The sequence below is a fragment of the Fenollaria massiliensis genome (genome assembly GCF_023347705.1).
GTDB lineage: Bacteria > Bacillota > Clostridia > Tissierellales > Peptoniphilaceae > Fenollaria > Fenollaria massiliensis.
In genome coordinates this window covers 148,466-163,033 of record NZ_CP096649.1, presented here as the reverse complement: position 1 = coordinate 163,033, position 14,568 = coordinate 148,466, and the positions used below count along the sequence as shown (strand labels likewise).

15 protein-coding genes and 1 pseudogene are annotated in these 14,568 nt (G+C 33.1%); 4 read left to right on the top strand and 12 right to left on the bottom strand.

All coding sequences use genetic code 11. The annotated features are described in order from the left end of the window. Positions 1–1,031 precede the first annotated feature (1,031 nt). Genes M1R53_RS00710 through M1R53_RS00695 form a run of 4 tightly spaced genes read left to right on the top strand, consistent with a single transcriptional unit; the run spans position 1,032 to position 4,030 of the window. Complete coding sequence (locus tag M1R53_RS00710; protein ID WP_249242725.1) at positions 1,032–1,235, top strand: PLDc N-terminal domain-containing protein; 204 nt, start codon at positions 1,032–1,034, stop codon at positions 1,233–1,235. Further along, complete coding sequence (locus tag M1R53_RS00705) at positions 1,235–2,149, top strand: ABC transporter ATP-binding protein (protein ID WP_249242724.1); 915 nt, start codon at positions 1,235–1,237, stop codon at positions 2,147–2,149. Before M1R53_RS00710 ends, M1R53_RS00705 begins: the two co-directional genes overlap by 1 nt. Continuing rightward, entirely contained in the window at positions 2,146–2,913 is a 768-nt protein-coding gene (locus M1R53_RS00700) for an ABC transporter permease (protein ID WP_249242723.1), read from the top strand. The genes M1R53_RS00705 and M1R53_RS00700 overlap by 4 nt, the downstream gene beginning before the upstream one ends. Before the next feature lie 13 nt (positions 2,914–2,926). Continuing rightward, positions 2,927–4,030 (top strand): helix-turn-helix domain-containing protein, encoded by a 1,104-nt coding sequence (locus M1R53_RS00695; protein WP_249242722.1) that lies wholly within the window; start codon positions 2,927–2,929, stop codon positions 4,028–4,030. Between the two features lie 671 nt (positions 4,031–4,701). On the opposite strand, the gene M1R53_RS00690 is transcribed toward M1R53_RS00695, so the two are convergent. The 12 genes and pseudogenes from M1R53_RS00690 to M1R53_RS00635 form a co-directional block, all read right to left on the bottom strand. Further along, positions 4,702–6,045, bottom strand: coding sequence for a C1 family peptidase (locus tag M1R53_RS00690; RefSeq protein WP_249242721.1), 1,344 nt, complete (start codon positions 6,043–6,045; stop codon positions 4,702–4,704). Positions 6,046–6,055: 10 nt separating this feature from the next. Next, a complete protein-coding gene (locus M1R53_RS00685) occupies positions 6,056–7,366 on the bottom strand; it encodes a C1 family peptidase (RefSeq protein WP_249242720.1) in 1,311 nt (436 codons plus the stop codon). 163 nt (positions 7,367–7,529) lie between these two features. Then, on the bottom strand, positions 7,530–8,012 hold the full coding sequence (locus M1R53_RS00680) for a ferritin (RefSeq protein ID WP_249242719.1): 483 nt from the start codon (positions 8,010–8,012) through the stop codon (positions 7,530–7,532). An 87-nt stretch (positions 8,013–8,099) separates the two neighbouring features. Further along, on the bottom strand, positions 8,100–8,246 hold the full coding sequence (locus tag M1R53_RS00675; protein ID WP_249242718.1) for a hypothetical protein: 147 nt from the start codon (positions 8,244–8,246) through the stop codon (positions 8,100–8,102). Between the two features lie 65 nt (positions 8,247–8,311). Next, a complete protein-coding gene (locus M1R53_RS00670) occupies positions 8,312–8,965 on the bottom strand; it encodes a nucleoside recognition domain-containing protein (protein ID WP_249242717.1) in 654 nt (217 codons plus the stop codon). A 22-nt stretch (positions 8,966–8,987) separates the two neighbouring features. After that, positions 8,988–9,335, bottom strand: a complete 348-nt coding sequence (locus M1R53_RS00665; RefSeq protein ID WP_249242716.1) for a nucleoside recognition domain-containing protein — start codon at positions 9,333–9,335, stop codon at positions 8,988–8,990. Then, positions 9,275–9,706 (bottom strand): hypothetical protein, encoded by a 432-nt coding sequence (locus M1R53_RS00660; RefSeq protein WP_249242715.1) that lies wholly within the window; start codon positions 9,704–9,706, stop codon positions 9,275–9,277. Before M1R53_RS00660 ends, M1R53_RS00665 begins: the two co-directional genes overlap by 61 nt. A gap of 380 nt (positions 9,707–10,086) precedes the next feature. Next, positions 10,087–10,212 (bottom strand): annotated as a pseudogene (locus M1R53_RS07615) (type II toxin-antitoxin system HicB family antitoxin); the annotation flags it as partial. Between the two features lie 196 nt (positions 10,213–10,408). Continuing rightward, positions 10,409–10,852, bottom strand: coding sequence for a hypothetical protein (locus M1R53_RS00650; protein WP_249242714.1), 444 nt, complete (start codon positions 10,850–10,852; stop codon positions 10,409–10,411). A gap of 14 nt (positions 10,853–10,866) precedes the next feature. After that, complete coding sequence (locus tag M1R53_RS00645; protein ID WP_249242713.1) at positions 10,867–11,310, bottom strand: hypothetical protein; 444 nt, start codon at positions 11,308–11,310, stop codon at positions 10,867–10,869. Between the two features lie 308 nt (positions 11,311–11,618). Then, positions 11,619–13,859, bottom strand: a complete 2,241-nt coding sequence (locus tag M1R53_RS00640; protein ID WP_249242712.1) for an FtsX-like permease family protein — start codon at positions 13,857–13,859, stop codon at positions 11,619–11,621. Then, positions 13,860–14,555: an ABC transporter ATP-binding protein gene (locus M1R53_RS00635; protein ID WP_249242711.1), complete on the bottom strand. Its 696-nt coding sequence runs from the start codon at positions 14,553–14,555 to the stop codon at positions 13,860–13,862. Between the last annotated feature and the right edge of the window lie 13 nt (positions 14,556–14,568).

Below are 14,568 nucleotides of genomic sequence, written 5' to 3'. Positions count from 1 at the left end.
TGCTGATAGATATCCACGCAAACTATAGAGATTGAAATTATATAAAATTAGATATGCCAAACATCATTTATTTAATATTGAACCATCTCATTCACTCTTTTCTGAACTGTGTACTAATCATATCCAGCTTGTAGATTAAGTCCATGACCAGCAGATGCTGGATGAGTAATGGCTACAGGAATTTTACCTTGATTCCATTCTTTAAGGTCTTCGTTTGTTTTAAGTTCTCATAGATATCTCTTTCTTTATCTGATAGCCTTGCAAAGACTTCAATATTTACCTTCTCTGGTATTTTTATGTAATCTTAAGCTTTCATAAAAGCTGTTATATCCAATATTTTACTGATTATTTTACTTGTCAAGTCCTGGTCCATCCTGTTAACTCCCCCTAAAATATACATAGTGTCTACACACCCTACAATAATCTACACTTAAAATGTTCTCACAAGGTATTTTTCAAATAGAAAAATGACTTTTAAGATTTCTTCTGAAATCCTAAAAGCCATTGGTTTCAACAGTCTTATGACCCATCATCTTATTTTCTTGACAAGACTGCGACGGCTTCCATGTGATATGAATGGGCTAAGTTGTTCATCGATGTAATTTAATTCTGTAGGCAAAAGAAGAACCTCTCACTAAAGTGCGAGAACCTTGATGCTTCGCATTGATATGATTGGGCGAAGTGGACTGACCGAGAAGGATGAAGTTCAATTTGCTATTTAGGCTTTATTTTCAGATATCAAAAAAATATGGAACGACGTTATCACAGATTTAGTTAATCTTACAGATTGCTCGCTTCTTCCTAGTGAAGTACTAATATGTACACCTCCGTCAGTCGCTCGTAATCTTCCTCTTATCCAACATAGCGCAAAAGTTTGAATACAATTTATTTTTGTGCAGGCTATTTTTATATATAATAAAACAAAGTAGAGTTTCTTTTCAGTTGATAAAAATAAAATAAGTTAATTAATAGTTTCTTGACGGTTGATTAAGTAAAATGATATAATATATATAAATAAAGGGGGGTTAAAAATGACAGATATTATTAGAGAATATTTGCCGATACTTATACCTATTATTATTTTAGAAATTGGACTTATGATTTATTCCTTAAGTCATGTTTTAAAACACGATAGATATAAATTTGGAAGCAGAACTATGTGGATTTTAATAGTTATTTTTATCCAAATTATTGGACCTATCCTATACTTAACAATAGGTAGGGAGGAAGAATAATGGAAGCATTAAAAATTGAAAATCTTCATAAATCCTTTGGTAAAAATACGATTATTAATGGATTATCCATGTCGATTCCTGAAAACACAATCTTTGGTTTTTTAGGCAAAAATGGTGCCGGAAAAACTACGACAATGAAAATGATTCTAGGATTTTTGAAAAAGGATGAAGGTTCCATTAAAGTTTTTGGAGAAGAAGTAAGCTTTGGTCAGTCAAAAACCAATAAATTTATAGGGTATCTTCCAGATGTTCCTGAATTTTACGGTTATATGACAGCAAAGGAATATTTGAATCTATGTGGGGCTATAACTGGTCTTAGTAAAAATGAAATCGAAAACAAGAGTGTGGAACTTTTAGAATTGGTGGGATTAAGAGATGTCAATAAAAGAATTAGTGGTTATTCTAGAGGTATGAAACAGCGCTTGGGTATTGCCCAAGCCTTGTTAAATAGTCCCAAATTATTAATATGTGATGAACCCACATCTGCCCTAGATCCACTAGGAAGAAAAGAGATATTAGACATCATATTAAAGATAAAAGACTCTACGACTGTTATTTTTTCCACACATATTTTATCGGATGTTGAAGCAATCTGTGATCATGTTGTGGTTCTTGATAAAGGGAAAAATGTACTAGAAGGTTCGATAGATGAACTAAAAAATATAAAGAGGAAAAACACAATTAAAATCAGATTTAAGTCTGACAAAGAACTAAAGGCATTTAAGTCACTAGATAAATTTTCAAATCTGGTAACAAATGAAAAAGGAGATACTTTATACTTAACAGACGAAGAGAATCAACTAAAAGATATTGATATTTTATATGAGCTATATAAGTTAAACATATTTCCTATAGAAATAAAAATAGAAGAACCTACATTAGAAAATATTTTTATGGAGGTGACGAAAGCATGAGAATATTTTTATCTCTATTAAAGAAAGAAGCTATTGAAGGTGCCAGGACTAAAAAAATGATTTCTACCTTTATCCTGTTCTTGCTCATCGGGTTAATAAGTCCTCTGACAGCAAAATTAACTCCCATGATACTTCAATCCATAGCTACAGGAAATATAGATATTAACGTAGCACCGCCATCAGAAATTGACTCTTGGACACAATTCTTTAAAAACATTAGTCAAATAGGTATGTTTGGATTAGCAATTATATTAAGCACTCAAATGGCGAATGAATTCCAAAAGGGAACCTTGACTAATTTATTATCTAAGGGACTGCCAAGGTATCAAGTCGTGCTATCGAAGATTTTTTATAATTTTATTTTGTGGTTTATTGCTTACTTTTGCTCATTTATACTAACTTATTTCTACACAAAGTACTTTTTCGGGATTTCATTTCCTATTAGAAATATACTTATGGCAGCCTTGCTTCCTTTTATATTTGGATTATTTTTAATATCGTTAGAGATATTAGCTGGAGTGATTTCAGGAAATGTTATAGGTACATTAATATTAACGTCTGCTGGGATTGTGATTCAACTTATATTATCTATTCGAGATGAAATTGTTAAATACATGCCTATTGCATTGATAGGAAAGCCTGTGAACCTTATAAAAGGAATAGGATATGATGACTACTATGTACCGATTATTACAGGCAGTATTTTGCTTATATTGTGCATTGTAATTTCGATTGCTGTAATAAACAAAAAGCAAATCAGTTAGGATGTAAAATATCATGTTAAAAATTGGAGAAAATATTCTTCAGAAGCGAAAAGAAAGAGGCATAACTCAGGAAGAATTAGCAGAATTCATGATGGTAACAAAGGCTTCCGTATCAAAATGGGAGACAGGTCAAAGCCATCCGGATATTTTACTTCTACCAAAACTTGCCACTTTCTTTAATATAAGTGTGGATGAATTAATAGGATATGATCCAGATTTATCTTCAGTTCAAATTCAAAAATTTTATATAGACTTAGAAAATCGTGTCACTGATACAGATATGGATTGTATCCTGGAAGATATAAAAATTAAAATTAAACAATACTATTCTTGTTTTGAACTACTATACTATACGGCTTTGTTTATTTTGAACCATTGTGATTTAGCAACTGATGATGTAAAAAAAGAGGAATATCTAGAATACGCAAATAATATACTAAAAAGAGTGTGCGAGCATTCTAAAGATTCTATATTAAAAGAACAATCATTGAGCTTGAGGGCAGCCTGTTTAATTAGTTTAGGAAAATCGGAAGAAGCATTAAATGTTTTGCCATCTTCGGACATGCTATCTATATCAAAAGATTGTTTAGTGGCTTCAGCTTATTTAAAAACAAAGAAGGAAGATGAAGTAGATCAAAAACTACAAATAATGATTTATAAGAACATAACTGATTTAATCACTCTTCTTATGATGAAGAGCAGTTTGCATGATGAGGATTGGGTCGAAACCTTGGAAAGAGTGGAGGATTTAATAGAAACTTTTAATCTTACCCAGATTAATGTTTCCATCGTTTTAAACTTCTATTTATCCTTAGCAACGCACTATATTGACGATAATAATCTCAAACTTGCTAGTCAATATGTAGAAAAATTACTCAACCTACTAATAGAGAGCAAGGAAAAAACGTTTAAGATAAGAGGCGATGAGTATTTTAATCAAATAGATGAATGGCTTGATGAAAATTTATTGTTATCAACTAATCCAAATAGAAGTGACGATATGATTGTTAGCTTTTACTTGGAAACAATAGCGAATAATGAAAGTTTTAAAGGAATTATTTCTGAAGGAATGGTAAAATCATTAGTTGATAAGGTTAGAGAAATATATTCTCTATAGTTTTTCAACTGTAAATTAATCAGAAACAAAGATACCTGTACCGTATATAATACAGGTATCTTTTAACGCCTATATCTTAGGTATGTGCAAAAGAGAAATAATCAACCTATAAACTTAAGCATTAAATTGTAACAATAAGCAAACAGTTATAGGCCCGCTGTCAAACGTATTGATTGTACGAAGCGGACAGACACAGCAAAAGAGAGAGCAAAAATTATCTTTGCTCTCTAATGGTATTTTTATTAAAATTTTATATCGTGTCAACGAATCATCGCCAAACAGAGTTTGCACGAAAAAGAAGAACCTCGCACATAAATGTGCGAGAACCTTAGTGCTTCGCACTGATATAATTGAGCGAAGTGGGCCGACGAAGCAAAAAAGAGAGCAAAAATTATCTTTGCTATCTAAAATTATTTTAATCAATTTTTTATCGTGTAAACGATCCGTCACTCAACAAAGTTTGCACGAAAAAGAGACCAAAGATTAACTTTGATCTCTAAAAATATATTTTGCTATTTTATATAGTGTCAACGAATAGTTTCTGTACTAATTTTGCTGGAAAAATTGATATATTGCGCGAAGTGGACCAACGAAGCAAGCGCAGCGTACTAATGGTACGTGAGCATTGCTAAGGAAGGAACGAGCGCAAGATGCAATTTTAACGCAAAATTTTATGCTAATGATCCCATCGGATCCCAAGGCTTTAATACAACCGGTTTAGCCTCGTAATCACTTTGTTCTTTCTTAGTCAAGTACTTCTTATTAACTACGGCTTGATATACAAAGCTATCGAACCATGCATCACTCATAACGAAGTGGCCTTTGTAGCCGAAGTCGTCGCCCCATGAGTTTTCGACTTTGAATCTGACTGGCTTAGTGCCATCCATTTCAACGCCTGTAAATGTCATGGCGTGTGTCATTAGTGAGTAGCCATAATCAAGACCATCTTCTTTAGAAATTTCTAGATCGATGTCGAATAGTGTTTCGTAATCTATGACGTCTTTAGCAAGTGTTGCTCTCTTGTCGTCTTTTTCGCCTCTATACATATCTTTACCTACGTCGCAGCCGAACCAAACTGGCATACCGTCTTGCAATTGCTTAATGATGGCTTTCTTTAGGTCTTCAACTTTTAGGTTAAGGTGCTTAACTTCTTTGCCTTCAACGATGTTGCCAAGGTATTTGATTGTGAATGTCTTGTTGAATGGCTTATCCTTTGTTGGTGCGTTTGTGATTGAAACGAAATCGTCAAGATTTAGTCCAACATATTTTTTGAAGAAAGATTGTGGTGTTAAATTCTTTTCTTCGATAAGTTTGTCGTCTTTGTCATGTGCAATGAAATCAAATGTTTCTGGAAGCTTGCCAAGTGTTGCTGTTAACACATTAAATACGTCTTGTAGAGCAGCTTCTTTAAGTGCATTTACTTCTTGTTTGCTCTTTCCTTCTTTAATTGCTTCTCTTAAAGTAACTGTATTTTTTCTAAGTATCTTTGAAAGGTACTTATTTAGCTCCCTTGTATTTGATGAAGCGATTGTTTCTGGATAAACATATTTTGGCACAAGACCATATTTATTAACAATGTTTACAAACATATCCCATTGGCCGCCATCACATAGTGGGTCGCCCATAAGATATTGCATTACTCTATCTTCTATCGGTTCATCTGCCTTTTCGATAACTGTTTCGAAGTAGTAGTTACTTCTTTCTAATTTATCAAAGAAGAATGGATAGCTTTGTGATAATTCAAAATTTTCTAATTTATATTTTTTAATGATGACATTTCTCATAAAGTTTAGTGAAGCAAACATCCAGCATCTGCCTGATGCTTTTTGGTTACATACATCACCGTTATTGATATCAATATTAAACTTATATGGATTTTCTTTAATTTTGTTAATGTCTGTCGCTACTTTTCTGATACCGCTTTGAACTGCAGCGTTCATTGCAACGATATTTTTCTTGTCATCTAAAAATTCTTTTTCTAATTCATATAATTTATCTGTGCTTAATTGTCTCATCTTCTACCTCCTATAGCTCCCATGGCATTAGCTTGATTGCTTCTTCATCAAGTGCTGCAAGCTCTTGTGCGTTTAGGTATTTTTTCTTTGGAATGATTTCGAAGGCGTAGTTATCAAACCAAGCTTCGTCCATAACTAGGTAGCCTCTGATGCCTGCTTTTTCGCCCCAAGAGTTTTCTACTCTAAATTTAAGTCCTTCATCAGTTCTGTCGTAGCCAACTATAACCATGGCGTGAGTGGCAGCGCTTTCTTCAGTTTCCATACGTTCTACCTTTGTTTGCTTTGTGTCAATATTAAATAAACTGTCTCTGTCAAGTAAATTATATACAAGGTGACCAGTTCCGTCGCCGTCACGTGATACGAATGAGTCCTTACCTACGTCACATGCAAACCATATAACTTCGTCTTCATCAAGCATAGATAGGACTATGTCCTTCATTCTTTGCATTGAAACGTTAAGATACTTTAGTGAACCGCCAAGTCTTTGTTGAATGAAATCTCTTTCATAAACCTTGTTTTCTTCCTTGCCCTTGCCAGGATAGTTACCTAATTCAACGTATTCATTCATATCATCATCCATAAATTCTCTGTAGAAATCAATAGCTGTGATATTTCTTCTCTCAATAAGTTCGTTATCTTTGTCTCTTAGGATAAGGTCGAATCTCTTTGGAGGTACACCTAAAGCGATGGCTGTGATCTTGTAAACATCTTTAAGTGCCTTGTCTTTAATCTCGTCTATCTCTTCATCAGTCTTTGCATTTCTAATGTCTTTAGCAGCTATCTTTAATCTTTTGTCTAAAACAAAGATTAAACTGTCAGTTCTCATAACATCAGCTGTATCTGGATAAACATATTCAGGTACTATACCATATTTGCTGATTAGTCTTGCAAATGTTGTCCACCAAGCTCCGTCATCAGCAGCATAGAAGACAACGCCTCTATTTAGCCTATCGTCAAGATCTTTATCCTTAAGTGCGATAACGTCTTCAAGATATTGATTAGCTCTTTCAAGCTTATCGAAGAAGTATAGATACTTGTGTGAAAATTCAATATCACCAAGCTTAAACTTCTTCATCATATTTACTCTGATAGTGTTAAGACCAGCAAACATCCAGCATCTGCCAGATTGTCTTTGGTTAGTCATCTTACCTATCTTAATAGTTTTTTTGAAAACATCTGGGTTTTTGTTAAGCTTTGCATAATTTATGGAAGCGTCCATAATGCCAGCAGATGCTATCATATTTTGTGCTGCCTTGCTAAAATCTTCATCATAAGACTTTTTGAACTTAGCAAGAACATCTTTTGTAATTGATTTTTGCATATTGTCCTCCTTTATATATAAAAATATTTCATCTCTCGTAATAATTATAACTCTTTAAGATAATTTTTGCAAGAAATTTACATAAAAGAACGATTTTGGATATTCGATTTTAAAAATGGAGGGACCATAAGTCCCCCCTATATATCCAGCCGTATAAATAAAACTATTTAGATCCTAGTTCTCTGTCTATAGTAATCTTTGCTGCGATGTTATCGCCCGCAAGTGTGAAATTATCTACGATATCAAGAGCAAGTTCTTCTTCTTCGATTTGTTCATTGATAAATTGATGCATAAAGATTTCAGTTGCATAGTCATCGCTCTTCTTAGCAACGTCATGAATCTTGTAAATTCTTTCAGTTACTTTCTTTTCATGATCTAAGATGATCTTAGCTACTTCTAAAGGTTCTTTTACATCAAATTTCTTCATTTCGATAGGCATTAATTCTGGTTTTGCATCACGTTTTTGAATAAACTCGATGAATTGATCAGCATGAGCTAATTCTTCTTTGTAGTGATTAGCAAGCCATTTTGCATAACCTTTGTAGTTTTCTCTTTCCATAGCGATGGAAAGGTTTAGATAAATATAACCTGAGTATAACTCAAAGTTAATTTGTTCGTTTAATGCGTTTAATACTTCTTTCTTCATTTCTTTTTCCCTCTTTCAAAAGATTTTTTAATTATACGGCCGAACAACAAAATAATTATATGAAGAAAGCCGGCTCAAACCGGCTCTTCATATATGATATTTAATTAAGCTTCTTTTTTCATTTTTCTTCTTAAGCCACTCTTCGTAGCCTTTTTGAAGCTCTGCGTTTTTCTTTTCGCACTCGCATTTCTCTGAACAGCAAGTGCATGTGCCGTGTTTTATTGAATTTTTCACTCTCTTTATACCCAAGAAAGCAAAAAATAAAACAAGAGCAACTATAATTATATCAACTGGACTAATTAAGACACCTTCTTATATTTTTGTCTTTGCTCAATCCTTGCGATAATTGCTCCAACAACTGCAACTACTACTAAAGCAAGTAATACATAAAGAATTAGATTACCCTTAACATCAATTGCTTCTGAGGCCTCTTCAGCGGCACCGTAGTCAAACATAACTTTTTCAGTAAGCTTAGTACCGCAGAAGATCAAGTTACCAACTTGGTTAACGATTAATGCTAAGACATAAGCAAGTCCTGTTTGGAAGCCTGCTGTGAATAAGGTGTCCTTAGTGTTACCAAGCTCTCTTTTCATTGCACCGATAGCTGCAAAACAAGGGGCTGCAAGCATTGTAAAGATAATGAATGCAAAAGCGCTAACGTAGCTGAAGTAGATAGGTGCCTTGGAACCAACAGTTGCAAATGTAGCAACTACAACTTCCTTCGCAACAAGGCCAGTTATAGAAGCAACAGCTGGTGCCCACGAATCACCAAAACCTAGAGGAACGAAAATGTATCTTAATGCACTACCGATCTTAGCTAGCATTGAGTCTTCGATTGCGTCTCCTAAGAACTCAAGTCTAAAGCTAAAGCTTTGTAAGAACAAAAGTGTTAAGCAAGCAAGTAAGATAACTGCTCCGGCTTTGATGATGAAGCTTCTGCTCTTTTCCCACATGTGAATAACAACGTTTTAAATGCTAGTACTCACATGTGAAAAGTTTCATAACGAAAGGAGCAGGGTCGCCTTTAAATCTATTAGTGCGTTTTAAAATTATGTCTGCTATAATAACAACCACCATTGAAATAAGATAGATAAGTGGAGCGATCCAAGATGCGTTATTGAATACTAGGGATATAAACATAGCGAATATTGGTAATTTTGCTCCACATGGAATAAATGGTGTTAATAGTATAGTCATACGTCTGTCTGCATCAGACTCAATGGTTCTAGTAGCCATAACGCCAGGGATTGAACAGCCTGTACTTATAAGCATAGGTATGAAACTCTTACCAGATAGGCCGAATTTTCTAAATAATTTGTCCATGATAAAGGCAACTCTCGCCATATACCTGAGTCTTCTAATAAAGAAAGGAAGAAGAAAAGTAGCATTAGTTGCGGAACAAATGTAAATATCGAACCTATAGGTTGAACGATACCGTCGTTTACTAGCGATGTAACAAGTTCAGAAGCACCTAATTCAGGAAGCTTTGTAGTTATGAAATCGCCAATGTTTTCAAAAGTAGTTTCGATGAAGCCTATGCAATAATCTCCTAGGGTAGAGATTGATACATAATATATAAACCACATAATAGCCAAGAATATTGGGATAGCTAGGAATCTGTTTGTAACAATTCTGTCAATCTTGTCAGATAAAGTAAGCTTCTTTTCGCTTGACTTTTTAACAATTCCTTTCATATCCTTTTGAATGTTTTTATATCTTTCACTTGTGATGATTGATTCAGAGTCATCATCATCTTTTTGAAAATGATATTGTTAGTCTATGCTAACTATTAAATTATACACCGCTAACTTGTAAATGTCAATAGTATTTCGCAAATATATTCTTATAACAAGAATTTATAAATTTTATTTATAGTATTGCATGTTAATATAAAATTTTCATATAAAAAAGAGACCTTAATTGGTCTCTTAAAAATTAATATTCATCTCTCCGGCTCTGTCATTTAACCAAGATGGAATGGTAAGTGTTTTTCTAACAGATTTATTGCCTTTGTTAAGGTTGACATCTGCTCTAATTATACTCACAAAAGAATTTTTATCAGTTTTAATTGATTTTATATCGCTTGGCGGATTAAGTTTTCACCATCTTTAAGCATCTCAGATAAATGCATCTCTAAAGCTAAAGTAGCATCTTCAATAATTTCATCTATAGTATCGCCTTGAGCATGACAGCCCTCTACGTCTGGAAACTCTCCCCATGAAGCGTTTTGTCAAGTACCTTTTCTTATTTATTGACGCCTTATTTTGAACAGCAAAAAACAGCAAACCTGTTTGATTTGCTGTTAATTAAACCGATACATAATATTAAATGATAACTATCTTTAATACAAAATTTTTGAACGATAGCTATTTCTTCAACTCAAGTCAATCAAATAATTATTTACTAGATAACTTAAATTGTTCTTCTTTCTTATCAAAACTTAGTAAATAGTCTTTTCCTCTTTCAACATTAAGCTCCACTTTTGCAGGTCCCCATGTTGTAGTAACATTTTTATGTAACACTCCAGGTCTAGTATATGTGTAAGTTACTTCTAAAACAATATCTCCTGGATCTGCACAAACTATATACTTTGCTTTTTCATTAAAAATAGCAGCTTCACCACTGATTACTCTAGCATATAATTGTTTTTGAGTGATTACATTATTTCCGGAAGAAAGCTCAATTTTCACCGCATTAGGATGTACAGCTAACCATTTAGTCAAGGCATTTTTGTTCATTTTAATTGACACAAACGAAAAAACAGACGCTAATATAAAAATTGCAATCACAACATAGGCATATACCCCCATTGAAAAAAATGCTTCTAAATATTTCTCCATTTTCATTCTCCTTTTTAATTATTTTTATTAACATCATTTAACTTAATTGTTTTGCTTTTTACTCCAACCACTCCTAAATCTCCAATAAGTTCATTATATTTTCTTTTTCCTAGCGAAGATAAATCAAACATTTCCTTATTACCATCTTCTGTATAAATATATAAGAAAAACGAGTCATTGTTTCTTTGTTCTGAAGAAATATGAACTTCATTTAGATTATAGTTAAATTCCTTTTTCCCATCGTTTATCGATAAATCATTTCCATTTATAATTATTTTAGTTCTCAATTGCCTAAATATACTTATTACAACCAAAATAATGATGATAGAAGATATAATAATTGCAACTTTATATCCTCCAATTACTCCGGAAATTAAAAATGCAACAAGCGCTCCAAAAATCATTATTATTAAATTATAAATAAACGCAACTAGGCTTCTTCTATATATTTTCTCCAAAATCAACCGTCCTTAAAGTACAATAATGATACTAACGTATATCTAATTTTAAGCACAAAATTACGTATAAATTATATATCTTTATATACAAAATGTCAATATTATTTTTTCACCATGCACGCAATATTTATTCATATTTCTTCACTCAAAAATTCGTTTAGTATCATACTATTATTTTAATTTTATTCGAATTTTATACCTCTAACTCTTTCTTATTTACCTGTGTTAATCCTCTTTTCTGATATGGATATGGTGGCGATGATAAAGACTTCCTAATAAAAAGAGACCACTTAAGGTCTCTTATATAATTATCCTGCTATAGTTTTCAGCTCCTTCACCATATCAATCCTTTTAATCTTCCTTCTCTCAATCCATTGACAAAGTATAAAGACTACAACTGTCATCAAATAGCTTGTTACAAAAACTCTCACTGGTACTGTTACTTCTAAATATGCGTCAAATTTTTGCATTGCTATAAAATAAAAATATTTAACGAGTTTATCTAGGATTGGAATTAGTATTATTTGAAATATTATTAGCATGGCAAAGCTTGTATTTACATAAAATTTCGCGACTTCTTTATCTTTATATCCAAAAACTTTTAGATAGGTCATATTGAGTTTGGCTTTGTCTATGATGAGCTCTGTTACCATGAGTATCAATATAAAGAAGAATGCTACGGCAACGAGCTGAATCATGATGAAAACTGCTGAGAATGAATCTAAAAAGTGTCTCATGAATCTTGACATTTCTTTTCTGTCTATATGTGTAAGTAGATTTTCTTTAGTAATTTTTAGCTCTTTATCGCTAAGATAAGCGTTGTAATAATCACTGTCTTTACCGATAATTTTATTTAAAATCTCTCTTTTTGTAAAAATTTGGAAATAATTATTGGTCTTATCTATGTCCTTGACAACAAGATATTTTTCTTCTGTATTGTATGGCTCTCTAATCTTGATTTTATCGCCTATTTCATAGTTAAATCTCTTTGAAAGACCAAGGCTGATAACTACTTCATCAGCTTTAAGGCTTTTTACATCAATCTCATCATATTTTGTATCAGTGTCTATGCCATAAGTTTGGACTTTTTCCTCATCTCTATCGACTAGCTCAACGCTAACTAAGCTTATCTTGCTCGCATCTAAATCATCCATATCGCTCTTGACAATGTAGGTGTGTGCGTATTTCATCTGATTTTGCATATCATCAGCATATTTTGTAAATATGGGTTTGGCTGAAACGCCAAAGATGAGTAATAAATTTGCTATAAAAACGCCAAAAAGCAAGGAAACGTAGCTAAATTTATTTGCAAATATAACTCTTAATTTAAATTTATTTATAAAATTCATATTTTTTAGCTTAAATCTACTTCTTGTTTTTGCCTTTTTAAAGTTTTTTCTCAAGAAATCAACTGGTCTCATCTTAAGACTCTTTGCTATGATGATGTAGTTGATCACAAGATACAAAACTAGTGGCATAATTGATGTTATCAAGAAGGAGCGAAGTGTGATATATGGCTCAAATACTGGTAAATCATAGGATTGATAATAAACATTTGCATATATTTTATACACACGAAGATAACTTATCGCATTTCCCGCTATTGACGCAATTATTACTATGAATAGTGGCATTGCCATGTAATTTAAAAGAAGTTCTCTCTTTTTATAGCCTGAAGCAAGCAAAGTTCCGATGATTGGCGCTTCTTCTTCGATGATGGATTTAACTTCTGCGCTCGAAATGAAAGCGATTGCAATGAAGAGAAGTGCTGTAACTATGCTCATTGTAGGTACGTCGCCGCTCATGTCATCTGCAATGTAGGTGATGCACTTGTTGTCAAAGCGTGTGACAGCGTCAACCACAAGATTATCCTTGTTAACTATCTTGACTATATCTTTTAATTTTTCTCTCGCATCTTTTTTATTTAAAGCCTCATCTGTATGATAAGAATAAAGATATTTCACTTTAGCGTCCTTCATATCGTCAAAAGCTTCTTCAGATATAGTCGCTATGCCGAAGTGACCTGTGTCCATGGTCAAGTCGTTTCTATTTCTAAGTGCTGAGGAGTAATCAGGGAAGGATGCTAGTGAAGACACTTTAAATTTTTTATTTTGTATAGTGATTTCATCACCAATATTTATTTTATTATTTCTAGCATAATTAGCAGAGATGTTTATCTCATCATCTTTTTTAGGCAAAGCACCTTCAAATATTTGTGCTTCGTTTATATCTTTTCTATTTTTAAAAATTCTTAAAACTTTACCACTAGCTACTTCTTCTTCAAAATAATAATTTTCATAAAGTTTTACGCCAAAATCTTTTATCTCATCTTTTGCCTCATCGCTAAGCTCATAAATTGCTTCAAACTCGCCATCTTCAACTTTTCCATTAATTATTTGCTTATTATAAAGCTTTTCAACTGATTCTTGTGAAATGAAGAATGACGATGCGAAGACAACTATAAAAGTAAGTGCTAGCAAGATGGGTATGACTTTTAAAGGCTTGTATTTAAACTGCCTGTAAATACGTTTATTAATAGGGCATCTCATTTACCAAGTCACTTCCTTTGCAGAGATTTTCTCTGTATTTCTCTCTACGCTTTTGATGCTGCCGTTATGCAAGGACAAAATTACGTCGCTCATCTTGGCAATTTGTGTGTTGTGGCTCGCGATGATGACTGTGGCGCCGTATTTTTGATTAAGTTTTTCGATTAAACACAAAACATCTTTTGCGCTCTCATAATCAAGTGCTCCAGTTGGTTCATCGCAGATAAGTAATTTCGGGCTCTTAATCATAGCTCTTGCAATGGATGCTCTTTGCGCTTGACCACCAGAAATTTCGTTTGGGTACTTGTACTTGTGCTCATCAAGTCCTAAGTCCTTTAGAAGCTCGTCTATATCAAGCGGCTCCTTCGATAGATACTCACCCACTTGAACATTCTCAAGAAGATTAAGGTCGCTTATTAGATTATAGAATTGAAAAACAAAACCAAGGTAATCGCGCCTGTAATTTTCAAGTGCCTTCTTTGACATAGATTTAAGATCCTTATCAAATACATTGACATCGCCTTCGTCAATAGTTTCGATCCCACCTAAAATATTTAATAAAGTTGACTTGCCAGAGCCAGATGGACCTAAGACGCAGATGATCTTGCCATCTTCAAGTTCAAGATCTATGCCCTTTAATACCTCCACCCTATTGTCTTTTGTGCCGTAGTACTTATGCAAATTTGAAATTTTTATCATATAAACACCTCAT